Here is a 25,050-nt window from a genome sequence, read left to right as displayed (position 1 = left end):
TCCATCCAGTATCATCCCAAAACAGGGTCCAGGGCAAGCATTTACACTGACGCTTTATCGCAGCATCGAGATATAAAACAGTAACCTGCTTATTCCGATAAAAGCGGGCGATTCCCGGCCTGCCGCTTCACTTCAACCGTTGCCGAAAAAAAGGTCGCACCTTGTCCCATATCGCTGAGCCGGTCCGGTGTCAGTATATTCACTCTTTGGCGGCGGCCGTCCCCTTCCCACCAGAGTCCCTGGCTGATTACAGTACCAGGCAGCATCTTGTCTGTAACCATGGCTGTAAGACTGATGTCCCCGCGACCATTAAAGACTATGACCTCATCACCGTCTTCGATGCAGCGGGCTCCCGCATCCTCGGGATGAATCTGCAGCAGTGGCCGCTTCTCCATCTTCCGGTGCTTCTCTACATTCCCAAAGGTAGAGTTCAGGAAGTTATGATTCGGCGGTGAAATGAACATCAGCGGATAGCCGGTTCCCTGCTCCGGCCTCCGTAAGCCGTCGTATCCCTCTTTGAGGGGAGTGTAGGTAGGCAGCGGCGGCAGTCCGGCAAGCTCCATGCTTTTGGAATAAAGCTCTATTCTGCCGGAGGCTGTCGGCAGATGGTCCAGGTAGGCTGCCTTCGGCGTCATATCCAGCTTCACATGCCGCTCGGCCCTCAGCCGCTCCAGTGTAACTCCGTTCAAGTACGGATTGCGCGGATAGTCCAGCGCTTCGCGGATCATCGCAAGCTCCGACTGGCCGAATACTTCAGGATCATAACCCATGGCCAAACCGAGCAGCGAGAACACTTCACGATTGCTTTTGCATTCTCCGGGGGCTTCAAGTACAGGCTCCTGCAGTTGAATATAATGATGCCAATAGGAACTGTATAGGTCCGTATTCTCAAAAGAAGAGGTCGCAGGCAGCACGATATCCGCATACAACGCCGTATCAGTCATAAAAAGTTCATGGACGACTGTAAACAGGTCCTCGCGGGCAAATCCGGCACGCACCCGCTCCGCGTCCGGAGCCACAACAAGCGGATTGCTGCAATAGACGAACAGGCTTTTCAGCGGCTGTTCCGTCATTTCCAGCGCTTCTCCGATGCGGTTCATATTAATGGCACGCACCCGTGCATCAGGCTGCAGCTCGGGACGTTGAAGGCTGCGCGAATTCATGGAGGCATACCCGCCGTTATCCCTGAAGGCGCCGCCCCCCTGCTTTAGCCATTGCCCCGTCAGGGCCGGCAGGCAGGCTATGGTCCGCACGTTCATGCCCCCATTGTCATGGTGCTGAAGGCCGTTGCCGATATGAATGTAGGATACGGCCGCCTCACCGTACAGCCTGGCCAGCTTCTCAATATCCGCGGCAGGTATCCCGGTAATGTCCGATACAAGCTCGGGCGGATAGGCGGCGGCATGCTCGCGCAGCTCCCGATAGCCGACCGTGTAACGCTCCATAAAGGCATCGTCTGTCATTCCGTCCCGGAACAGAATATGCATCAGTCCGAGCGCCAGCGCCGTATCCGTGCCCGGATACAGCGGCAGGAACCAATCCGCCCACTGCGCCGTTCGGTTACGGTGAACATCGATCACAACCACCTTCGCCCCACGCTTGCGGGCCTTCTCCGCCAAGACAACCTGATGCATGTTCGTACTGACGATATTCCCGCCCCAGACCAGAATCACGTCGGCGTTCACCGTGTCTTCGGGACTTGTCCCTCCGCGAAAGCCCATCGTATATTTCCAGCCGGCGACCCCCGCCGCACTGCAAATGGTCCGTTCCAGCCGGCTTGCTCCAAGCGCGTGGAAGAAGCGGCGGTCCATCCCTTCTACACTGAGCACACCCATGTTGCCATAAAAGCTGTAGGGCATAATACTCTCCGGGCCGTACTCCGCCGCCAGTTGTTTATACTTACCGGCAATTTCACTGATCGCTTCATCCCAGCTGATGACTTCAAAGCGGCCTTCTCCTTTGGGTCCGACCCGCCGTAATGGATGCTTCAGCCGCTCGGGATGGTGCACCCGCTCTGCCATATGCCGCACCTTATTACAAATGGCTCCCTGAGTGATCGGGTGATCGGGGTTGCCTTCCACTTTGACAATCTTTCCGTCCTGCTTATGGACCAGAAGTCCGCAGGTATCGGGACAATCGAGCGGACATACCGCCGGAAATATCCCATTTTCACTTTTATTCACAGCCCTAGTCCCCCTATTCACAGATATTTATATATTATAGGTGCTCATGGCTGCCGTAAAGAAATTACCATCAGGAATGTCCTGCCGTCCATATTTACAGCTTTCGTCACAATGCCCCAAAATTGTAGCAGAAGGCTGATTCGCTCCCAGGCCGTCCGGGTAATAGAGCATATGAAACACTCCCTTACCAGCATTCGCCGTCAGCCCGATTTCGTTCCCCCGAATCGGATCTGTACGGCGAATTTTGTTATGCCCGATTATTCCCTTGAAAAGGGGTATTTGGACAAGGAGATATGGCTTCGTGGCTTCACATAGCAAAAAGCACCCCCGGCCCCCAGCCACCCCCGAAAAAAGGGCTGACAGGACAGGAGCGCTCTCAGGAGTGCCTCTCTACATCCGCTATCTTAATGAGTTACTTAAGCTTATTGTGCATATCAAGCATGTTTCTTTAGGGCGGACGCCGGTATGCTGTCTACAGCCTGAACCGCATCCGGGGCTTGACGCAAGTAAGACATCCAATACGCCGCAGCCACAAAGACCGCACCGCCCGTCAGATTCCCGAGCCAGACCGGAACGAAATTAGCGAAGTACTCCGCCCAGGTAAAATGTCCTTCAAATATGGCTGCCGGGATCAGGAACATATTCGCCACCACGTGCTGAAAGCCAATCGCTACAAACGCCATGGTAGGGAACCAGATCCCGAGAATTTTGCCGCTAAAATTGTCTGCCCCGTAACATAACCAGACCGCCAGGGCCACCAGCCAGTTACAGCCGATACCGGAGACAAAGGCTTGCAGGAAAGTCGCGTCCAGCTTATGCCCTGCCATGTCCACCAGCTTCTCCAAATAGACTCCTTCTGCTGTGAGCCCCACGATGTGGCCAAAGAAATAAGCTATAAACAGTGCCCCCGCCAGATTGCTCAGCGTAATCAGCACCAGATTCTTGATGACTTCCAGAAATGAAATCTTTCTGGCCAAAAAAGCTAACGGCACCGCCATCATATTTCCGGTCAGCAGCTCACCTCCGGCAAGCATAACCAGAATTAGCCCTACAGGGAAGACTGCAGCGCCGATAAAGTTGGCAATGGAGCCCCATTCCTCAGGTGCGCCTGCAATGACACGAATATCCAGCAAAAATCCGAGTGAAATAAACGCTCCTCCCAGAAAACCGAGGATGAGTACGGTACTTAGAGGGTTATGCGCCTTCTTGATCCCATTCCCGACGGTCACTTCAGCAATTTGCTGCGGTTTGTTATAAGCCATGGTTCCTATCCCCTTCTATTTACTTTAAATTTGTTCCTTTATGCCATTGTAGCGCGTCGTAAAACACATTTACGTGATAATTATCACCTTAGTGAAACATTTCACTTACAAAATATAATTATATTCCCCCGCTTCTATGTGGAAACAAAACGGTTCTATACGCCAAAAAGGGTGTCTCAGAAGCCAGAAATGGCTGCTAGGGACACCTCCTCGAGTCGGATAGACATTGCATTTGTTTGTAACCGCCCTCTGGTCAAAGAAAAGTTCGGACCAACCCTTTCAAGAATGATCTCGTGGAGCGCACGGCCAGTTTAGCCGGCTACCGCTCCAGTGTATTTAGTGCAGCCCAATCGCTCCGGGAGGGGCTCTAAAGGACATTCTGATGTATTTTGTACATTAGAAACATCGAAAACATAGATATACAGGCCTGTTCTGCCTTACCTGATGCACGAAATGCAGTCAAATCGAAAAAAAGACTGATTTGCCTGCGTTCCGATGCACAAAATGCAGTCAAACCAAAGACTTCTCTCACTACTAGGCAATCATCCAGGTATCATCCGGCCTGCTGCACCCGGCAATCACTTGGCCCTCATAGTTATGCATAGTAGACAACGGTTGTGAATTGCGGACAACCGGGGGGTCACGGTGAGTCTCTAAGGCGTAAACAAGCTGCAAATAACCAAAAACGGCAGAGCAGCGATCCTCCGGGTAATGCGAGAATCGCTGCTCTGCTATCTTTTTACGGTTTTTAAAATGAAAAGGACTGTCTCATTATTAGAATAGCAGCCTCTTGAGTTTGAGGCACCCGGCCAGGTTTGATGCTGCGAAGATCTTGTTTTATACCAGCACAGTTTCTTTGCGCACCACTGTCTTCGGCAGTGCGGCAAGACCGGCAGTATTCAGGAAGTTCCAAGGTTTGTTATAATGCGGCTGGAAGAAGAAATCAATGAAGGCGAGCTGATCGACCGTCATTTGGTTCTGGATGCACACGGACACAGTATTGATCGATTGCGTCAGATCCATTTTGGACATAATCTGTGCGCCCAAAATTCGGCGGGTGGTCCGCTCGAACACGACTTTGAGCATTACCTCCTCAAATGTAGGCATGAACTCCGGACGGTAGTTGTCGGTAATCATAACCGCTTCTACATCCATTCCCTCAGCTTTGGCCGCGTCCTCCGTAAGTCCGGTACCGGCGATATTGTCTTCATAAATCTTGATTCCCGAAGTTCCTTGGGTTCCCATATAAGGAATGGTATTCTGCACCAGGTTGCGGGCGACCAGGGTTCCCATCCGTACAGCATTGGTAGCCAGCGGAATATAGGCGTGCTTGCCGGTAGGGTTGTAATGAATCGCGCAGCTGTCACCGGCGGCATATACATCGGGGACGCTGGTCTGCATATAGTTATTCACGATGATTGCGCCATTAGGGAGCATGTCGACTTGACCCTTGAGCAGCCCGGTATTCGGACGGAAACCGATGCACAGAATGACAAGATCCGTTTCATGCTCGCCTTTGCTCGTAATCACCTTCGTAACTTTCCCGTTCTCTCCGGCAAAAGAGCTGACCTTCTCTCCAAGTGCCAGTTTGATTCCATGATCCTCCAGCGACTGCTGGATAGGAGCGGTGAATTCTTCGTCCAGATATTTGCTCAGAATCCGATCCTCGCCATCGATCAGCGTTACCTTTTTGCCGTTCAATTGAAACGCTTCTACCAGCTCAACACCGATATATCCGGCCCCGACAACTGTAATCCGCTCTACCTGCTGTGCTCTTTCAATAATGGTGTTGGAATGCTTGTAATTCTTCGAGAGCAGAATGCCATCCAGCTCCATTCCTTCAAGCTTCGGCACAATCGGCCACGAGCCTGTTGTCATAATCAGCTTGTCATAGGTGTCTTCAAATTCCTCGCCATTCTGCAGATTGCGGGCCCGCAAGGTTTTGTTCTTTGTATCCACATCAATGACTTCGTGAAGCATTTTGGTCTTGACGCCAAGCTCTGCAAGCTTTTCCGGCGAGGAGTAGAACAAGCCCTGAGGGTCTTTGACCACTCCGCCTACATACAAGGCAATTCCGCACGACAGAAAGGAAATATTATCATTGCGCTCATACACGGTAATCTCGGCATCCGGGTACAACTGGGCGGTATTAACAATTGCGGCGGTTCCTGCATGGGTACATCCAATGACTGCTACTTTCATGATTTCTTCCTCCTCCAAATGGGCAAGCTTTTTTTGTATTTGGCTATGTATTCACCCCCGGAATGGAGAGGGTTTAAATACATGCCTTAGTAAGTTACATAATGACCTTTGTTTGTAAAGCGGCTGATAAGTTGTGGTTGTGATTTATTTCACTTTATGAACTGATTATATTGTGATTTTTATCACATTGCAAGTGTTTTACGCGCACTTCTTAAATTGTTCACAATTTTAGATATATTTTCGGTCTTTGCGGTTCGATGGCTTTAGCTTTGCCCGGATGCCAGGGCTTTATGTCCTTGCAAGGCAGGAAAGGCCCGGAAACGCAAAGATCCCCGGGACGCCGCTAAGTTATAAACGGCGAATCCGGGGATTCAGAGGATACTTATTCAAGCTTCATTATTCAAGACCGCAGATTTGCCCATCCGCATCAACCCGCAGTCCTTCTGCAGCCGGTGTGGCTGGCAGCCCGGGCATGGTCACGATATTACCTGTGACCACCACGGCAAAGCCGGCACCCAGGGACAACGTAATGTCCCTTACTCCCAGGGTGAAGCCCTCGGGAGCGCCCAGCAGCCGGGGTTGGTCCGAGAACGAATATGGCGTCTTGGCCATGCAGACCTGGAGCTGCTGAAGTCCCAGCCGTTCAATGACTGCCAGGCTACGCTTCGCCGCCGGGGAGAAAACCGCCTCATTGCCCCGGTAAATCTCACGGACAATAGTATTGATTTTGCCCGGAATATCCAGCCCGTCTGCATAGAGGGGAGCAAACTGGTCCTTCCGGTCCCCAGCCAGCAGCTTCTTCAGCTCCCCGGCCAGCGCAAGCCCTCCGGCTCCGCCTTCAGCCCATACCCGCGACACCGCAGCAGGGACCTTCAGACGGCGGCAGGCGGCCAGCACCTCTTCCACCTCGGCCTCAGTGTCACCCGCAAAATGGTTAATGGCCACCAGCACCGGGACACCGAATTTACCCAGATTCTCAATATGCCGCTCCATATTGCAGAGACCGGCCCGCAGCGCTTCACGGTTCTCGCTCCCAAGCTGTTCTTTATGTATACCGCCGTTATACTTTAATGATTTCACGGTAACGACCAGCACTGCTGCCGAAGGAACAAGCCCGGCCTGCCGGCATTTGATATTCATGAACTTCTCCGCGCCAAGGTCTGCGCCGAAGCCCGCCTCCGTTACAACTACCTCCCCCAGCTTCAGCGCATAACGTGTGCCGATTACACTGCTGCATCCATGGGCGATGTTGGCAAAAGGGCCTCCATGCACGATGGCCGGAGTTCCTTCGAGCGTCTGGACCAGGTTCGGCTTAACCGCCTCTTTCAGCAGAGCGGTCATCGCTTCTACCGCCCCCAGTTCCCGGGCCGTTACTGGCCGTCCCAACTGGTCGTAACCGATCAGGATCCGTCCCATACGCTCTTTCAGGTCTTCAAGATTCTCGCATAAACAGAGCACTGCCATAATCTCGGAGGCCGTCGAAATCTGGAATCCGCTCTCCCGAACCGTACCGTTGCCGTCTCCAAGACCGGTCACGATGCTGCGGAGACTGCGGTCATTCATATCCATCACACGTTTCCAGACAATCCGCTGCGGATCAAGCTTCAGCTCATTGCCATGAAACATATGATTGTCAATCATGGCTGCGAGCAGATTATGCGCAGATGTCACTGCATGAATATCGCCGGTAAAGTGCAAATTAATATCATCCGAAGGGACCAGCTGCGATTTGCCGCCGCCGGTAGCTCCGCCCTTCATGCCCAGACACGGACCGAGTGAAGGTTCCCGCAAGGCCGCTACCGTCCTCACCCCTGCCGCATTCAGAGCTTGAGCCAGCCCGATGGTCGTCAGTGTTTTGCCTTCCCCGGCAGGAGTGGGATTCACCGCAGTGACCAGCACCAGCTTGCCATCCGGTTTGTGCTGAATATCTTGCCATAATGATGGGGAGAGCTTGCTTTTATATTTTCCATACAGCTCCAAATGTTGTTCGTCAATCCCCGCTTCCGCAGCTACCTCTGTAATTAACCTCATCCTTGTCAAAAACCCTCCTGCCGTTATATTCCTAGCTTGATATACTCCTCTTCAAAGAATACAAGTTCTCTGAAACGCGTCAAGGATAATTTTCATACCTTTTCATCCTTGGTTATGTACGGCCCCGGGTGTAGATACACAAAAATCCCTTCGCGTCTTCGGCCTAAACCGGACACGAAAGGAAAGGTAAGAGGAAAAAACTACAGCAAAGCTTCAATCGCTGCCTGCATGGTTTCCGGCGATTCTTTCGGTTCCACGCGGGCTACCACATTACCGCTGCGGTCCACGAGGAATTTGGTGAAATTCCACTGAATGTCGCTGCTCTCGCCCGTACCCGGCTGCTGGCCCTTCAAATATTTGAACAGGAGACTGGCATCCGGCCCATTGACGTCGGATATGGAAAAGACAGGGAACGTTACACCATAGTTGATCTGGCAGAACTCTTCTGCTTCGCTGCTTGTTCCCGGCTCCTGGCCGGCAAACTGATTGCAGGGGAAACCCAGCACGACAAGGCCCCGGTCTTTGTATTGCTCGTACAGCTTCTGAAGCTCGCCATATTGCGGGGTAAGCCCGCATTTGCTGGCCGTGTTGGCAATCAGCAGCACTTTGCCTTCATATTCCGTAAATGGCACTTCTTTTCCCGAAGGTGTAACTCCCGCAAAACTGTAAATTGACATCTCTACCCCTGCCTTTCAGGTTCAAATAATGTTTTTGCCTAGCGCGGGTTCGCGCTCCTCCTTCATCTTACCCCATCTTGCCTGGAAAGCAAAAAACCTCCTCCGGAAATCCGGAGAAGGGACATTTGAATACTGCTAATTATTTGCCATCGTAGCTTTTGAATGAATTAAAATTCTCCAGGATTGCTTCCTTTTGACCCGGTTCAATCCGGTCTAAGGCATCGTCCACCCTCTGCATGGATACATTTCCGTCTTTGGTTACCACGTGATTATGTTCAGCCATATTGTCTCCTCCTTGGTATGAACCTGTACACATAGCGGTTTCCCACTACTTAACCAGAGCCTCCCAGGCTGAACCAGTAACCGGTCTGTGCGGCATGAACCTGCAGCTTAGGATCACAGACTACTTAGAGACGGGCACCGCGTCAAAATATTCTTCCAGGGTAATGTCCCGCTCGTTGATCGACTCGGCCATTTCCTTGCCGACATACCGCACATGCCACGGCTCATACATATAACCGGTAATGGCCTCCTTGCCTTCAGGGTAACGGATAATATAACCGTACTCCCAGGCATGTGCAGCGAGCCAATCTGCCTCCTTGGTGCCGGCAAAACAGCTCTCGGCTGCACATTTGCCTTCACTGCCCGAAATGTCGATTGCCAGGCCCGTCTGATGCTCGCTGTATCCGGGCACTGCACTGTAAGTGCGGGCTTTGTCTTCCCCGTCGCGTTCCACGTAACGGTTGAACAGGGTGGTCTGTGTCGCTTCCGAGCGGAAAGCCGACACTCCGCCCAGATAAATGCCGTCCGCCTTAGCACCGGCGAACATTTCCTCCAGTGCGGCGGCAGCGTCTGCCCGCATCATCCGTTTTTCGATTTTTTCCGAGAATATAAAATGAACATCCGGGTAGACCAGATCCGCCGGCTTATAGTCTTCCGGGAGCCTGTACTGCTTATTGACCATGACAGTTACGCTGTCCGGCTCTGTGACCGTCAGCTCTGCGTCCTCCCCTGAAGGAGCTGCCGGAATGGTAGGCGCAGGCTCTGTCCCTTCTTCCGTCACTGCCGATGGGGCCGGCGACGCAGGGGGTTGTCCCTCAAGACCGGCCTGCCCATTGACCACAGTTTCGTCTTCCGGAGAAGCCGAAGGAGAAGTATAGGTACCGATTCCCCAACCGATGGCAATCAGGACAACGAATAGTATTATTATTTTTAACTTTCTGGACATAAGGTAATTCTCTTCCTCCCTCAATTCTCTGTTAGTCTATTTTATCTATTAGACCTGCCGAAAGGCAAAAAGGTTTCAATCACTTCATGTAATCCGGATTTCCCCCAAAAAAACAAATATTACCATAGGTTAGCAGCCAGACTCCTGCCCCCCTATGGTAACATGCTTTATTTATGGATGTCCTGGACTTTTATCTGGAATTGCCCCGTCCGCCTGGACGGCTTCCGCCGGAGCCCGTACCGCGACCGCCGCGTGCCGAGCCGCCGCCAGACCCGCCGCGTCCGCCTTTGCCTGCACCGCCGCCTTTGCCGCCGCTGTAACCGCCTGGGCCACCGCTCCGGGAGCCGCCTGCGCTGTAGCCGCCGGTTTTTTTGCCGCCGCCCCTAGGCGCGCCCCAGCCCGCGCCGCCGTTCTCGCCGCCTCTGACATTGGCGCTGTACCCGCTGCTTGGCCCGCCTTTGGACACGCCGGCCCGGCCGCCGCCGCGCGTGCTGCCCGCAGCGTCCCCGGCTGCCGCCGGGCTGTCGCTTCTGGCGTTGAACGTACCGTAGCCGCCGCCCGGTCTTGCCGGGCCGGCGCTCTTGCCGCCGGCCTTCGGTGCGGCGGCGCTGTAGCCGCCGCGCTTGCCTTCCGCAGGCTGCGCCCAGCTGCCTGCTTCCTTCACGCGGCCACGGCCAGCTGACCGCGCGCCTTCACCGCGCGGCGCACCGCCGCTGCGGCCCTGGCTCCGGCCGCTGGTCTTCGGCCCACGGCCGGACCGCGCCGCTTCGGGCGCCGCGCCCTGACGGCCACCGCTGTGGCGGCCTGCGCCGCCGGTCATCACGGCGCTGAACTCGCCGACGCCGAACTCGTCCTTCTCGTAGCGGCGGCGGTCCAGCCGCTGCGAGATGCCTTGCTCGATCAGGTCCAGACCCGCGCGCTCGCGCGGAGCCTCAAACGTGATCGCCAGGCCTTTGCCTCCGGCGCGGCCAGTACGGCCAATCCGGTGGATATAGCTGTCCGCATCCAGCGGCATATCATAGTTGAAGATGTGGGTCACACCCTCAACATCGAGCCCGCGTGCTGCAACATCCGTTGCTACGAGCAGCTGGAGCTTGGCGTCGCGGAATCTTTTCATCACCGCTTCACGTTTGCCCTGCGACAGGTCTCCATGCAGCTCGTCACAATCGTAGCCTGCTGCCTGCAGCGCTTCGTTCAGCTTGGACACCCGGCGTTTGGTCCGGCAGAAAATAATCGCCAGATACGGGCGGTCCCGTTCAATCAGCTGTTTCAGCGCTTCTTCCTTGTTACGGTCGGATACTTCCACTACCTGCTGGCGGATGTTGTCCAAAGGAATCGGCGAACCGCTCTTAATCACGATATCCAGCGGCTGCTGCATATAGTTCGCAGCCAGACGTTTAATCGGATCAGGCATAGTAGCAGAGAACAGCATGGTCTGGCGGCGGTAAGGCACTGCCGTGATGATGGTCTCTACATCCTCCAGGAAACCCATATGCAGCATTTGGTCCGCTTCGTCGAGAACGAGCATTTTGATGCCCTCCATCGCAAGCGTTCCGCGGCGCATATGATCCAGGATTCTGCCCGGTGTGCCGATAATCAGATGACGTCCGCCCTCCAGCTTCCGCAGCTGCTTCTCCACATCCTGGCCGCCATACACCGCCAGAATCTTGACGCCCGTATGACGCGCCAGCTTGCGCGCTTCCTCGGTAATCTGCAAGGCCAGCTCGCGTGTCGGAGCCAGGATCAGCGCCTGCGGGTAAGCCCGTTCAGTATGGATCTTGTCCATAATCGGCAGCATAAAAGCCAATGTCTTCCCTGTGCCTGTCTTTGCTCTGGCGATAACGTCCAGCCCCTGTGTAAGCGGCGGAATGGCTTCTTCCTGTACCGGCGTCGGCTTCACAATGCCTTGACCCTGAAGAAGCGCGGTTAATTCTTCTGATACTCCCAAATCTTTAAAACCCGGCAAATTCTCCACCTCACTTTATTCTCACTATATTGGTTGACAGCTCTTTCTAGACTTTCGTCTCCCAAGCAGGCAGACTTTGCTCACTTCAGACGCAGCCGTGTTCTTATTATATTCAAATAAAAGCGGAAGAACTCCGTCACCGAAGTTCTTCCGTCCCATGATGAATGTTCAGCTTTGCACACTTTAGGTAAAGCCAAGCTCTAAGAAAGATATCTTTACCATTGTACTTGATCTGATCGCATTTGTGTGCAACGAATGAAGAATAATTGTGAAAGGCAAGCAGCTAGAACCTTCCCGACTTGAATATCGAGAATAAGAGCCACAGAATCATCAGCAATGCGATCACGGCGCCGATCTCTACCGTTGGAAAATCCCACAGCAGCGAAGGTTCGCCACGCAGGGAAGAACCGATGATCAGCCCGGCCATAATAATGCTGAACGCCAGCAATACAATACTGAATGCCAGGCGGTTGCCGATCCGGGCTACCTTGAGCTGCATGTTCTTCAGCTCCGGTACGCTGACCTCGACCTTCAGCTTGCCCTTGCTGAGCAGCGAGGACAGCTGCCGCACCTGCGCAGGCAGTCCGACGAGGCCTTCAGCCAGGTCCGCTACGCCGCCCAGGAGTTTGCGCTGCAGACGCCGGCCGCTGAAGCGCTCCTTCACCAGGCGGCGTCCAAAGGGCTCGGCCATCTGCACAATGCTGAAGTTCGGGTCCAGGTTGCCGACGACACCCTCCAGCGTAAGCAAGGTTTTGCCGAGCATCGCCAAATCCGGCGGAATGACCAGACGGTGCTTGCGGGCAATGCCGAACAGGTCATTCAGCGCCGTGCCGATGCTGACCTTGTTGAACGGGACATCATAATATTGATCGCGCAGCCGGTCCATATCATCATGCAGCGCAGCGCGGTCTGCATCCTCGCTTATCACACCGAGCCGCAGGATGGCCCGTACCATCGAATCCGTATTTTTGCGCATAAGCGCAATAATAAGCGCAGACAGATGATCCTTCATCTCCTCGCTCAGCCGGCCCACCATGCCGAAGTCAATCAGCGCCAGCTTGCCGTTCTCCATCAGCATGACATTGCCGGGATGAGGATCGGCATGGAAAAAGCCGTGAATGAAGATCTGCTGCAGCATCATCTCTACCATCTGCTCGGCGACCACATGGAGCCGGATGCCTTTGTCCAGCAGCAACTCGCGGCGGTTCAGCGTGATGCCTTCCACGAACTCCATGGTCAGCACCCTCTCCGAGCTATAATCCCAGAAGATCGCGGGGATGTAGACCCCATCCTTTTCTGTCAATTGCCCGGCAATCTTCTCCGCATTCCGAGCTTCCTGGCTGTAGTCCAGCTCCGCAAGCAGTGCTTTGGTGAATTCCTCCGACATTCGGGCCAGCCCATATTGTCTGGCCCAATCCATTTGCCTCTCGGCCAAAGCGCTCAGATCCTGAAGAATCTCCAGATCACGGCTCATGGTGCGCAGAATTCCCGGACGCTGTATCTTTACTGCTACCCGCTGCCCGCCATGGAGGACAGCACGGTGCACCTGGCCAATGGAAGCTGCGGCAAGCGGCGTGTTCTCAAAGGATTCAAAGATCTCGTCCAGCGGCAGATCCAGCTCCTGGGCGATAATGGATCTTGCGGTGTCCGCCGAGAAAGGCGGCACATGATCCTGAAGCTTGACCAGTTCTTGAATAATGGAATCGGGCAGCAGGTCCGAACGGGTGCTGGCCAGTTGCCCCAATTTGACGAAGGTAGGGCCAAGCTCCTCCAGTACCCGGCGAATCCGCTCCCCGAGCGTAAGACTTTCATGAACCTCCTGCGTCACCAAGCGGCGTGGAAGGGATAACAGGTGGTAGAGTCCCAGTTCCTCCACCATATAGCCGAAGCCATGACGCATAAGCGCCATGGCAATCGCCCGGTAACGTCCGGCATGTCTGATGCGTACCGCCATTTATTCCGTACGCGTTTCCGGCAACGTTCCCTCTAGGCGGGAAATGCCCTCCAGCTCGGCCACACGGCGTTCAAGCTCGGTGATTCGCCCCTGCAGCTCGGCGATGTCGCTCTGCACGGGCACTTTCAGTTCCTTTAAGGCACGCTGAACCTGTTCCTGAACCGCTGTCTTGAATACCCCGCGCTCCTCTTCGCCCCGTTCAACCAGCCGGTCAACGAGCGCTTTGGATTCCGAGGGGGCAAGCTCCCCGCGTTTCACCAGTTCTTCAACTACCTTCTCTACCTTTTCTTTGCTGACAATGGTGAGGCCTACTCCTAAAGAGATTGCTTTTTTGAACAAATCACTCATGGTTCTTTCCTCCCAAAGGTTCCGTTTCGTCACAAACAGAAGTGATGTTTAAAGTATACCTTACTGCGTGCCGATTTCAAAAATGTTCCGGGTCTTCTGCAAAAATCCGGCAATTATCTGGGGATACGCGCCGCCCAGGTCGCCGCCTGCAGGATCAAGTCACGGATAGCCGGATGACGGAAGGAGGGCTCATGATGGCCCGGCATCAGATAGACTACCCGCCCTTGTCCATATCTATGGCACCAGGCAGCCGGGTGCCATTCCCCTTCCAGTTCGTATTCCAGCAGAATGGTCTTCTCCGTAAACGGGTCGAACTCGAACCGGTAGGGCTCCTCGTCCAGCTGGAAATCCTCCAGTCCTTCCGTAAGGGCATGCTCCAGCACCCGGAAGTTCAGGGGAGTAAAAGGCGGATGACCGGTGAACTTCCCTCCGATCAGCTGCGCCAATTCATAACGTTTGGCCAGGGAGATCCCTGTATGCAGGACGATCAACCCGCCGCCTCCGCTCACATAACTCAGCAAACCCGCTGTTTGCTGGGGCGAAACCGTCTCGTTCCATAATTCATTATAAGCGATACATAAGTCATACCCGGCCAAATGCTCGCCGAGCAGAAGTTTCTTATTCTCCGAGCATTGTACAATCAGCAGATCATTCAGAATCTCGCTGATCTGTTTGTCCACTCCCTGAAGCGGATGGAACCGGGGATGGGTATAGTCACCAAGTAAGAGACATTTTCTCTTGTCCATGGGTGTCCTCCTCCTTATTTCGTTGTCAATTATCGTTACATGTTGCTACTATTCTAAGGAAAAGTTCAGCAGATGTCCATGCGTGAACGCATATCGGAGAGATAAAGGAAGCATTCCTGCCCATTAACAAGGCGGGAATGCTTCCTGTGTACAAAACTTTGGGCAGCTAAGCTCACAAGCGGTCTCTAGCTTTGGCGGTTCACCGCCACGTAGCGGCCCAGCTCCACGAACATGCTGCCCATGCGTTCATGTTCCGGCATAACAATCCGCTCAATGCCTTCTTCCTTCAGCGCTTCGGAAGTAATGCGTCCGACCGAAAGTGCAAGCACCCGGTCCCCGAACGATTGCACCAGCTCTTGCAGCTGTCCCTGACTGCGGGCATATTCGGCCAGAAAGCGGAACTGCGGCGCACTTGTAAATGCAACAGCGTCGACCTTGCCCCCGGTAATTTCGGAGAGCAGCTGTTCCATATCCGCCGGTTCCGGCGGTGTATGGCGATACGGCAATACCTGGCGGGTTAATGCCCCGGCCTCTTCCAGCCAGGAAACCATCCGGGGGGCCGGGTCGCCATGCAGCTGCAATACGACCTCCTTGCCCCGCAGATCATACGCCTGCAGGCCGCGGATCAAACCGGTGGTACTGCCATCATCGTCACGAACCTCGGGCAGCAGCCCCCGCTTCTTCAGAGCATTCACAGTTTTGTAGCCGCGTGCGGCAATTTGGGAGCCGGAGAGGACCTTCTGGAACTGTGCATCCGTCCCCATTCCTTCAGCCATGGCGAAGAGCGCATCCAGACCCATTCCCGTCGTCAGAATCGCCCAGTGCGGCGGGCGCTCCATCCACGAGGCCAAGCCCTCGCGCAGCGCCTCGTCATCCAGAAACACGGTGCCCTGCGCCGGCCGGAACAATGCTGTTCCGCCCATATTTTGCACCAGCTTAGCCATCTCTTCCGATTTGCGTGGACCGGCCAAGGCTACGGTAATGCCTTTTAATTGCTCTGCCATGAACTTTTCTCTCTCCTTTAGCTGCTCTGTATGATTGCTTAACAGTATACTGGCAAAAGGCTCTAAAAGAAAAGATGCTTTTCCTGCCTGCAATCCTAAATCCCCGACTGGTCTATAGTCTCTTCAGCTTGAAATGCCCTACCTGTTTCTGCAGCTGCTCAGCCAAATGCCCGAGGCTTGCCGAGGAAGAAGCGATCTCTTCGGCGGAAGCCAGCTGCTGCTGTACAGCGGCGGAGATCGTCTCCGTATTGCCGGCCACCTCCCCGGTAATATGGCGGACCTCGCCGATCACCTGCTCCATGTTGTCGGCCTCGGCTGACAGGGTGAGCACGGCTTCACCCATGATTTCGATCTTCTCGGCGGCGCCTTTCACCGCCCTGCGGATACGCGAGAACGATCTGCCCGTCGTATCCACCGCCTCAATCCCCTCCGACACACGCCCTTTGGCCACCTCCATCTTCCCGGAAGCCTGCTTCACCTCTTCATTGATGGCGTGTATCTGTTCTGCAATATGCTGCGCGGACGTCTCCGATTCCTCGGCAAGCTTGCGCACCTCGGCCGCAACCACCGCAAATCCCCGGCCGAGCTCTCCGGCTCTGGCCGCTTCGATAGAGGCATTCAGCGCGAGTAGATTCGTCTGCCGCGCAATGCCGGTAATGACGCCCACAATGCCGTCTATTTGGCCGGTCCGCTCATTCAGCTTGCCAATCACTTCGCTCAGCTCCTCCACGGTATCGTGAATCCCGGTGATGGTTTCCACCACGTGAAGCACAGAGTCATTGCCCTCCGAAGCAGACAAGGAGGTCTTGACCATCATGTCCGAGACCTGCTGCATATAGCCGGAGATTTGACTCACTTCGCCGGCTGTTGCCGCCGCGCTTTCCAAACCTTGCTGCACACTGTTCACCTGACGCTCCGTTCCCGCAGACACCTCCTGAATCGCTGCGGCAACATGCTCGATCGCCTGTGTGGTCTGTTCTGCACCGGCGGTCAGCTCCTCTGCCGAAGCAGATACATTGTCCGTCATTTCCTGCACCCTGGTAATCATCTCACGCAAATTGGCCACCATAGTGCGGAAATCCTCTGCCAGCAAGCCAATTTCATCCCTGCGGAACACACCAAGCTCCTCGGACATGTCCCCTTTGGCGATAACCGCAGTGGCTGCACGCAGCCGGCGGAGCGGCTGAAGAATGGAACGGACGTTGAAATAGATCAGAAACAGCGCCAGCAGTACGGACACGGCAATAACAGCCAGAGCCGTATTGCGGATAATGTCCGTTGAAGCATACACCTCGTCTTGGCTGATGGTTCCGCCGATCCGCCAGCCCGTAAGCTCATTTACCCTGTATGTCATCTTTTTGGGGGCATCCTTATAGACATAATCGAAGGTTCCCGTCTCCCCCTGGAACATGCTTTTCACAAAATCAGCGGAAGATTCCTCTCCGGCCTTTTCGGTTGGATGCACCAGAAATTTCTTGCTGCTGTCCAGGATCAGAATATAGCCCTCCTGTCCTACCCTGATTCCGGTTAGTTTAGCCAATTCGCTCAAATTCAGATCCAGAGACACCACCCCGTTGCCGCCTTCAAGCACCGCCGAGATAGCAACAGCAGGCTCATTGCCGTCTGTTTGAAAAGCGGGGGAGATTACCGTTCCCGTACCCTGTTTAAGCGCATTCACATAGGTGGTTTCCTGCCGTGGATCATAACCTTGCGGTGCCGCGTTGTCTGAAGCACGGATGGCTGCAGCCTTGCTTGTCCCTACATAAATGTCCAGCACATCGGAGTGCAGTGACGCATATTCCTGCAGCCTGGATTGTATCGCAGCCGGGACTCCGCCTGCGGCTTCGCTGTTTACCGCCCCGGCGGAGAGTTGTGTTGCAAAATAATGAATATCGTCGATTTTGGACTGGATATTCTCATTAATAATGGCATTGACCGCATCTACGCTTTCTGCGGCATTGTTGATCAGCTGTTCCTCGACTTCCCGGCTGGCTGATTGATAGGTCATCCAGCCAATGATTAGACTTGGCACCAGCAGGACAATCAAATATGTAAGAATTAACTTCGTACGAATGTTCAACAGAACACGTTTCCCCATATCTTCTGCTCACTCTCTCTTTCCTCTTGGGTCTTAAGTACGATAGAACCTTTAGCCTAAATATATAATTATATCCCTGCTTTTGGAACCCCTTTTTCTCCTCTGTTTCTTCATTATTCTCATCTATTTATTGAACTTTTTCATAACAGCACGTCAAAAAGGGGCTGTCCCTGTAGTGGAAAATCCACATAGGAGACAACCCCTTTTCTTTTAAGCTGCTCTCAATTCATCCGTCTTTTGCTTTGGCAATCCGGGCAGATTCCTCCGAATACCACATGCGCATGCCCGATTTCATACCCGGTCTCCTTGGCAACCGCATCGATCCAGTCCTGCGGAACCTGGCTCATCACTTCATCCACCGTCCCGCAAACCTCACACATAATATGCTGGTGATCATCCATTCTTGCATCGTATCTGCTGGCTGCCTCGCCAAGCTTCAACTCCTGGATCAGCTTCTTATCCGAAAGATAACGCAGGGAGTTGTATACTGTGCCGTAAGCCAGGTTATGGCCCTGCTCCACCAGGCGGTTCATCACTTCCGCAGCGGTAGGATGATCGGGTGAATTGCGGACAATATCATAAACGGCTTGACGTTGAGAAGTTAAATTCAGGTTTCTCATGATCCATCATCCTCTAATTTATTATTAGATCAAGTATAAATCTTAAAAAGGATCCCGTCAATACAAGCACACTGAAGCTATTTGGTAACCCCCGAATATTTAATGTTCACCCGAACATCCACCTGGAAACGAAGCTGGGCATACAGATCATTCCAGTTGTCCATTTCTGTCCTGTTGTTGAAATGCCGGGCCCCGTAACGCAGTCCCCATCCCAGGGGGTCCTGATGGCTGGCCTGAATTTTACGCAGCAAGGCGTGGATTTTCTTCCGCAGATCCTCCTCACCTGCTGCTCCGATCTCCTTCAGCAGGCTTTGGGTCACAATATCCTCATTGCTGCTCTCTTCCAGAATACCCTTAATTTTAATCCTGTACCGGAGGGTTGGCTTCCCACCCCCGGGAGTAAATATCCGGTAAGCCGATGTTGACTGCTCCGTATAATACTGATACATCTCCCCCTTGTAAAAAGCAGGCAGATTGGTCCGCAGATTTTTGCGTGACAGCAGATTGAACAGCCTGGTTTCATTCGGGGTGAGCGTCTCCCGGATTCGGTGCTTGTCGAAGAGGGCGATTTTATTGATCACAAATTCCTCCTGCCCCCGCGCTTCAATGATAGGGAGTATGGGGTCCAGCCCCTTCTCATAGATGTTCCTCATCAACTGAAAGGAAAAAACCTTGGTAATAAAGGGAGACTCGGTGCCTTGGCCGCTCATCGCCATAATCAGGGAGTTGGAGGGAATCCGCTCCGATTGGGGCTTTACCTGCAGCACTTTAAGCGCATCCGGACGTCCGACAGCAACATGCAGGATGAGCTGCAGGTCCCTGCGTCTTACAGCCCAGTCCATAATGTGTCTTATATCTTTCTGTGCAAGCCCTTCTCCCAGGATGATCGATTTGCAATGTACAAAATCAAGCTCCTTCTCAACTCTCGATTTCATTCGGCGCACCGCTTCGGATATGCTGAAGGATTCCTCTGTCAGAATCTGCACTTTTTCATCGATTTTAGTAATCTCTCCCTGAGGAAGAGCCATCTTCAGACTGATTTTGAAATGGCCCTCCTTTTCGCCGGCATCCACTCCGATGGCCACCACAAATATCCGCCGGTCAATATCCTTGAAATCACATCCGCCTGTGAAAAGCAACAGGACCAGCATTATAGCAAGCAGCCATCTTTTCATGCTGTCCGCCTCTTTTCTTTCCGGTAACAATAGAAGAGCAGCACAAGTACAAACATCTCCAAATACCAGCGGACTTGCAGGAACAATTCGCCCAGAGTATTGAGCTCATCTTGATTCAGACGCATGAGATATATCGTTACAGCAGAGAACATCCCTAGAATCCCCCATTCCTTCCACCGTTTTGTTCGGACAGAGGTTTTGCGGGCGGTGCTGAACACACTTTGGAACAGCATTAGCCCTACATGCCAATGGGTGATTGCACTTACAAGTGATAATGACATGTAGGCAAAATAAAAAATAAACAGCATCCGTTCAATCAGAAACGACTCGATCTAGATGCTGTCAGCCGTCGCAAACCAGGTATACACATGCCGCTCGACTCCAACTGTTCCAAAATAACCGATGGGTACAAAAAAGGTCACAAGCAGGACCAGAAAGCCTTCGATGCCGACAATCCAGATATGCTTCAATTTCAAGTTCTGAAATACCCGGTTATAAATAATTAAATTGATATATCCGCTGAACGAAAAGGTAGCTGCAGCAAGGCTCATCCAATCCGGGGCGTGCCAGAAATGTGTCCCGATCTGCAGTACAGCATCCCAGCTGAAGTTCGGGTTTCCCAGCGCCTTAAAGGTAGCATAGAGAATCAAGGGCAACGTAATGGCCAGAATAATTTCCAGCCCGAACAGCAGTGACAGCGAATCAAACCGGCAGCAGATACAGACCATGATCAGAAAACCGCCCATGACCAGATAAGGGCCTGTATCCGGACTGATGAACCGCAGCGTAATATCCACAAAAGACAACAGCGTCGTTGCACCTGCCACGTACCATAATACGGCGAAGAACAACAGTATGGCAGAGACCAGCAGCTTTGGCATGAGCGGACCAAGAATTTCAGGAATGCCCTTTTCCGGGAATTTGCTGATCAGAAAGCCAAACCAATATACAAACAAGGTACCCACAATAACCGAGATCACGATCGACATCAGCGCTCCCTCAAAACGTCTGTCGATCAGCTCTCTCGGAACAAAGTTAATAATATTGATCAGGCTGTTCATGATAATAAGATAGTAGAAATAACGGGGTTTTGCCATTACCCTTTCCCGCCTTTCCCTTTACGCTGACCCTTCATAACATCATCCAGCAGGAACAAGCGGAAATAAGGCTGGCCAAAGCTGCGTTGACTGCACAAGTACATGGTGAAGCCGACGAAGCAGATCACAATGCCGACCAGACCTAATACAATAGCGGCCAGCACAAAATAGTATTTCAGCACCCGGATGGAAAAGCTCATCATATTCAGCGGAATCAGGAAATTGGAAATGGCCACAGCGGCCACCAGAATAATCATAATATTGCCCACCAGACCGGCTTCGGTAGCGGCCTGGCCCAGGATCAGACCGCCAACCGTTGTTGCCGTCGGGCCAACGGCCCGGGGCAGCCTGATGCTGGCCTCCGTCAGAAATTCCATCATCAGCAGCATAATCAGCACTTCCACAAAGGACGGGTAGGGAACGGTGGCCCGGCTTCCGGCAATCAGCAGCGTAATCTGTATCCGGATGATTTCCGGATTATATGAGGTTAAGGCCACATAAAGCGCCGGAAGCCACAACGTCATCGCCACACCGATGATCCGGAGCAGCTTCAGGAACCGGCCGACAAACGGCAGATTGATTTTGTCATCCATCGCGATGAAAAAATCATTGAAGATACAAGGGAGCACGATCGCAAACCCCGTTGTATCCGTGAGCAGGGCCACTTTGCCCTCCGCTAAATTGAACACTACCCGGTCGGGCCGTTCGGTCACGATCGTCTTGGGGATAAGCCGCAGCTTGTCGCTGCTGATATATTTCTCAAGCTCTCCCGCCGCCTGTAAAATATCAACTTTGAGTGTCCCCAGCTTCTCTCTTAATTCAGCCAGCACCTCATGATTGACCCGGCTCTCATCATACAGTATCGCCACCTTGGTTCTGGAAATATTGCCGATCAGCATCGATTCCATCTTCAGCTGGGGAGACTGGTAACGCCTGCGGACCAGATTCAGATTAATCGCCAAGTTCTCAGTGAATCCGTCGGAAGGGCCCTGAGTTACACTCTCGGTAGTTGTTTGGGAAACACTACTGTTCTCCGAGAGCAACGCGTCAAAGAAATAAACTCTACTCTGAATGGCAAGCCCGGCATACCCGCTTAGCAGCAGTTCCAAAGCCCGCTCTACTGTAGTCCCCTCTTCACTGCCTGGATAAGTAATGATGTAATCTCGGTAAGCGGACATATCTTCCATCTCATAAAATGGGGTGATGATAGTGCGGCTGATCTTTTGGGCATCGGTCACACTTTTGATATAGAGCAGATTGGCCTGTCCTGAAGGAGAAACCAGCGTATTATCCACCAGATCTGCAAATGCACTTAATTCTCCCTTGACCCCTTCCAGGGAAACGACGTTCTTATGCGGCTGTTCTGACATGGACGTTCACCTCTCCCTCTGCTTCTCCTGGCACCCGGCAACTTCCCCTTATTTTGGCATCAATCCTCCCAAATCATGCATCGGTGGTTTAAACCGGAGATTCTTCTCCCAGAATAGTGGTAATAAATAAACAACATACAAGCACAATAGGGAGGATCACGGGATGCATTCTGATCAGAAGATTACGCAAGGCCTGCCCCAGTTACCGGAATCGCTTTGGAGAGACACCGCCGAATTGCCGTCCTTTCCACAGTTGAAAGAGGATCATGAGACGGATGTCGCTATAGTAGGCGGTGGATTGACCGGTATTACAACAGCCTATCTGCTCTCGAAAGCGGGATACAAGGTCACGCTGCTGGAGGCGGGAGAAATACTCGGCGGTACCACTGGCTTCACTACCGCCAAAATCACGGCCCAGCACGGAATGATCTACAACGACCTGATCAAGCATTTCGGAGAGGAACAGGCACGACTTTATTATCAATCGAACAGTGAAGCACTGGAATGGATGGTCCTCACAGCGGAAGAGCTAAAGCTTTCGTGCGGAATGACGCGCGAGGCTGCCTACCTGTATGCCGATGCCGGTGATGAGAAGACGCAACAGCAGCTGCGGGATGAATTTGAGGCCTATGAGAAATTGGGCATTCCCGGAGAATGGCTGGACCACGTTCCGATCCCGTTGATGGTGGATGGCGCCATTAAGCTGCCCGGGCAGGCACGTTTTCACCCGCTGCAGTATCTGCTGGGCCTGCTCAAGGTCTTTTTGGAGAACGGAGGTACGGTGTTTGAACATACCATGATCGGCGGGAACGTTGAGAAGGACGGAACCCTGACCCTTTTCACCGAACAAAGTGAGCACAGGATCACCTGCCGCCATGCCGTATCCGCCTCGCATTTCCCTTTTTATGACAAGGGATCCTTGTATTTCTCACGCCTGCATGCTGAGCGTTCCTATGTTCTGGCCGTTCAGCCTGAAACGGAATTCGAAGGCGGTATGTACCTGAGTGCGGGAGACCCTACACGATCCTTGCGCGCAGTGGAATGGGAAGGCCGCAGGCTTGTCCTCGTGGGAGGCGATAATCACAAGACTGGGCAAAGCATCTGCACGATCGGCCACTATGAGAAGCTGGAAGAGTTCGCGGGGCAGCTGCTTGGAATCAAAGCAATTCCTTACCGCTGGTCGGCGCAGGACTTGATTACACTGGATCGGGTGCCCTACATCGGCAAAATGACGGATGAGGATGAAATGTACGTAGCCACAGGCTTTGCCAAATGGGGCATGACGAGCGGCACGCTGGCCGCCCGTCTCATTGCCGACCTGATTCAGCACAAGGATAATCCATACAGCAATCTGTATGATCAGTCACGCTTCAAGGCCAATCCGGCCATCAAAAACTTTATTGTCCAGAATGCGAATGTCGCCAAAGAGCTGATTGCCGGCAAAATAGAGATCGTGCAGACCAAAACCAGGGACCTGAAGCCAGATCAAGGTGCTGTTGTCCAGCATGAGGGCAAACGGGTCGGCGCTTACCGGGACCAAGAAGGCCAGCTTCATCTGGTTGACCGCACCTGCACACATATGGGCTGTGAATGTGAGTGGAATGATGCCGAGCGGACCTGGGACTGTCCATGCCATGGTTCCCGTTACTCCTATGACGGGAACGTCATAGAGGGACCGGCGAAGCTGCCGCTGAAGAAGCTTGAAGCTTAACAGCAGCCTCACATGCCGGTCGGAATTCGGGCGAACGTGATTGTCATCTTCGGCTCGGGTATAATAGTTTTGTAGCCAGTGTACACAAAGCTTTTATTTCTCGAAACAGGGAGAGTGACGGCAAGTTATGGATTTAAGAGGAAAAAGTGTAGTCATTACCGGTGCAGGTAAAGGAATCGGCAAGGCTCTGGCCATGGCTTTGGCCAAGGAAGGGGCAAATCTGGGTCTCATCTCCAGAACCCCGGCCGATCTGGAGGCCCTGAGATCGGCTTTGACCGAGGTCTATGATGTGAAGGTCAGCATTGCCGTGGCGGACGTCTCTGTGCGCGAAGAAGCGGAACGGGCCGTGGTTGCGCTGCAGAAGGAGCTGGGTTCCTTCGATGCCCTGATCAACAATGCGGGCATCGCCAAATTCGGCACTTTGCTGGAAATGGACCCGGCGGATTGGGAACAACATATGAATGTCAACCTGTTCGGAACTTATTATGTAACCCGTGCAGCCCTGCCGGCCATGATTGAGCAATCCAGCGGCAATATCATTAATATTTCTTCTACCGCAGGAGAACGCGGCTTTGCCACAGGTTCAGCTTACTGTGCCTCCAAGTTCGCCCTGATGGGCATGACCGAGGCGCTGGCCCAGGAGGTGCGTAAGCATAATATCCGCGTGGTTGCACTGACGCCAAGCACGGTCAACACCGGACTCGCCGAAGGCGCGGGCCTTAAGATCGGCGATGAAGACCGGATGATGCAGCCGGAGGATGTTGCGGAGCTGGCCCTGGCCGCACTGAAGCTGCCGGACCGCGTCTTCCTGAAGACCGCCGGCATCTGGACCACCAATCCGCAATAAGCGGATAAGGCCGTCTCCTTGCTGCGGCGGCCTTCCGGAACGGATACGGATACCCTACCATGAAGGAGGTCTTTGGAATGCTTGTAGTCACCAACACCATCAAGATCAAGGAAGGCCATGCGGAAGCTATAGCCCAGCGCTTCGGGGCATCGAACGGGGTGCAGGAAATGCCCGGTTTTGTCCGTATGGAGGTATGGCACGGCAGTCCCAAGGAAGGTGCAGAGGAACTGAAAATCTGTACCGTGTGGGAGAACGAGGATGCTTTTAAAGGCTGGACTTCCAGCGACTCCTTCCGCCAGTCGCATCGCGGCGCGGGCGGGAATGAAGCTATCCTTGGCGCGTCGCTGGACAAATATGAGCTGCTCGTCAGCCGCACACCGGATAAGTGAATTTTAGAGGGTGCCGCAAAGCAGTGTAACCAAAAGGATTGGAGCAAGACGATTTAGGGTCCGCTCCCATCCTCAGCTTGCCGAGAAGGGGCTGTCCCAAAAGCCATGGAATGGCTGCTTGGGACAGCCCTTGTCTTTGAGT

At 53.4% G+C, this 25,050-nt stretch carries 21 protein-coding genes; 3 read left to right on the top strand and 18 right to left on the bottom strand.

Annotated elements, in window-relative coordinates; genetic code table 11:
- Positions 1-89: 89 nt before the first annotated feature.
- The 18 genes from IEY53_RS17370 to IEY53_RS17285 form a co-directional block, all read right to left on the bottom strand.
- Positions 90-2,183 carry a molybdopterin-containing oxidoreductase family protein gene (locus IEY53_RS17370; protein ID WP_189027121.1) on the bottom strand — a complete coding sequence of 698 codons (2,094 nt, stop codon included), beginning with the start codon at positions 2,181-2,183 and terminating at the stop codon, positions 90-92.
- 434 nt (positions 2,184-2,617) lie between these two features.
- Positions 2,618-3,445, bottom strand: coding sequence for a formate/nitrite transporter family protein (locus IEY53_RS17365; RefSeq protein ID WP_189027119.1), 828 nt, complete (start codon positions 3,443-3,445; stop codon positions 2,618-2,620).
- 837 nt (positions 3,446-4,282) lie between these two features.
- A complete protein-coding gene (locus IEY53_RS17360; RefSeq protein ID WP_189027117.1) occupies positions 4,283-5,647 on the bottom strand; it encodes an FAD-dependent oxidoreductase in 1,365 nt (454 codons plus the stop codon).
- A gap of 396 nt (positions 5,648-6,043) precedes the next feature.
- Positions 6,044-7,678 carry a formate--tetrahydrofolate ligase gene (locus tag IEY53_RS17355; protein ID WP_189027115.1) on the bottom strand — a complete coding sequence of 545 codons (1,635 nt, stop codon included), beginning with the start codon at positions 7,676-7,678 and terminating at the stop codon, positions 6,044-6,046.
- A gap of 200 nt (positions 7,679-7,878) precedes the next feature.
- Positions 7,879-8,355, bottom strand: coding sequence for a glutathione peroxidase (locus IEY53_RS17350; protein WP_189027114.1), 477 nt, complete (start codon positions 8,353-8,355; stop codon positions 7,879-7,881).
- Between the two features lie 139 nt (positions 8,356-8,494).
- Positions 8,495-8,638: a hypothetical protein gene (locus IEY53_RS17345; RefSeq protein WP_189027112.1), complete on the bottom strand. Its 144-nt coding sequence runs from the start codon at positions 8,636-8,638 to the stop codon at positions 8,495-8,497.
- Between the two features lie 120 nt (positions 8,639-8,758).
- Positions 8,759-9,583: a M15 family metallopeptidase gene (locus IEY53_RS17340; RefSeq protein ID WP_189027110.1), complete on the bottom strand. Its 825-nt coding sequence runs from the start codon at positions 9,581-9,583 to the stop codon at positions 8,759-8,761.
- Between the two features lie 190 nt (positions 9,584-9,773).
- On the bottom strand, positions 9,774-11,549 hold the full coding sequence (locus IEY53_RS17335; protein WP_189027108.1) for a DEAD/DEAH box helicase: 1,776 nt from the start codon (positions 11,547-11,549) through the stop codon (positions 9,774-9,776).
- A 283-nt stretch (positions 11,550-11,832) separates the two neighbouring features.
- On the bottom strand, positions 11,833-13,503 hold the full coding sequence (locus tag IEY53_RS17330; RefSeq protein ID WP_189027106.1) for an AarF/UbiB family protein: 1,671 nt from the start codon (positions 13,501-13,503) through the stop codon (positions 11,833-11,835).
- Positions 13,504-13,851 carry a phasin family protein gene (locus tag IEY53_RS17325; protein WP_189027105.1) on the bottom strand — a complete coding sequence of 116 codons (348 nt, stop codon included), beginning with the start codon at positions 13,849-13,851 and terminating at the stop codon, positions 13,504-13,506.
- A 113-nt stretch (positions 13,852-13,964) separates the two neighbouring features.
- Positions 13,965-14,597 (bottom strand): ThuA domain-containing protein, encoded by a 633-nt coding sequence (locus tag IEY53_RS17320; protein WP_189027103.1) that lies wholly within the window; start codon positions 14,595-14,597, stop codon positions 13,965-13,967.
- A gap of 185 nt (positions 14,598-14,782) precedes the next feature.
- Positions 14,783-15,601, bottom strand: coding sequence for a uroporphyrinogen-III synthase (locus IEY53_RS17315; protein ID WP_189027101.1), 819 nt, complete (start codon positions 15,599-15,601; stop codon positions 14,783-14,785).
- Between the two features lie 112 nt (positions 15,602-15,713).
- The gene (locus IEY53_RS17310; RefSeq protein ID WP_189027099.1) at positions 15,714-17,681 is read right to left on the bottom strand and encodes a methyl-accepting chemotaxis protein; all 1,968 of its coding nucleotides are present in this window, start codon (positions 17,679-17,681) and stop codon (positions 15,714-15,716) included.
- Positions 17,682-17,920: 239 nt separating this feature from the next.
- The gene (locus tag IEY53_RS17305) at positions 17,921-18,319 is read right to left on the bottom strand and encodes a Fur family transcriptional regulator (RefSeq protein WP_189027098.1); all 399 of its coding nucleotides are present in this window, start codon (positions 18,317-18,319) and stop codon (positions 17,921-17,923) included.
- Positions 18,320-18,396: 77 nt separating this feature from the next.
- Complete coding sequence (locus tag IEY53_RS17300; RefSeq protein WP_189027096.1) at positions 18,397-19,494, bottom strand: Ger(x)C family spore germination protein; 1,098 nt, start codon at positions 19,492-19,494, stop codon at positions 18,397-18,399.
- Positions 19,491-19,775 carry a hypothetical protein gene (locus IEY53_RS17295; RefSeq protein ID WP_189027094.1) on the bottom strand — a complete coding sequence of 95 codons (285 nt, stop codon included), beginning with the start codon at positions 19,773-19,775 and terminating at the stop codon, positions 19,491-19,493. The genes IEY53_RS17300 and IEY53_RS17295 overlap by 4 nt, the downstream gene beginning before the upstream one ends.
- A gap of 51 nt (positions 19,776-19,826) precedes the next feature.
- Entirely contained in the window at positions 19,827-20,591 is a 765-nt protein-coding gene (locus IEY53_RS17290) for a hypothetical protein (RefSeq protein ID WP_189027092.1), read from the bottom strand.
- Positions 20,591-21,961: a spore germination protein gene (locus IEY53_RS17285; RefSeq protein WP_189027090.1), complete on the bottom strand. Its 1,371-nt coding sequence runs from the start codon at positions 21,959-21,961 to the stop codon at positions 20,591-20,593. Before IEY53_RS17285 ends, IEY53_RS17290 begins: the two co-directional genes overlap by 1 nt.
- Positions 21,962-22,124: 163 nt before the next feature.
- Between IEY53_RS17285 and IEY53_RS17280 the strand changes: the two genes are divergently transcribed.
- The 3 genes from IEY53_RS17280 to IEY53_RS17270 all read left to right on the top strand — a co-directional run bounded on the left by IEY53_RS17280 (position 22,125) and on the right by IEY53_RS17270 (position 24,908).
- Complete coding sequence (locus tag IEY53_RS17280) at positions 22,125-23,672, top strand: FAD-dependent oxidoreductase (RefSeq protein WP_189027088.1); 1,548 nt, start codon at positions 22,125-22,127, stop codon at positions 23,670-23,672.
- 127 nt (positions 23,673-23,799) lie between these two features.
- Positions 23,800-24,519: a 3-ketoacyl-ACP reductase gene (locus tag IEY53_RS17275; protein WP_189027086.1), complete on the top strand. Its 720-nt coding sequence runs from the start codon at positions 23,800-23,802 to the stop codon at positions 24,517-24,519.
- Positions 24,520-24,596: 77 nt separating this feature from the next.
- On the top strand, positions 24,597-24,908 hold the full coding sequence (locus IEY53_RS17270) for an antibiotic biosynthesis monooxygenase (RefSeq protein WP_189027084.1): 312 nt from the start codon (positions 24,597-24,599) through the stop codon (positions 24,906-24,908).
- Positions 24,909-25,050 lie beyond the last annotated feature (142 nt).

The organism is Paenibacillus albidus (assembly GCF_014644435.1).
In the GTDB taxonomy this organism is placed as follows: Bacteria; Bacillota; Bacilli; order Paenibacillales; family Paenibacillaceae; genus Paenibacillus_AQ; species Paenibacillus_AQ albidus.
This window is presented reverse-complemented; position numbering and strand designations above follow the sequence as displayed.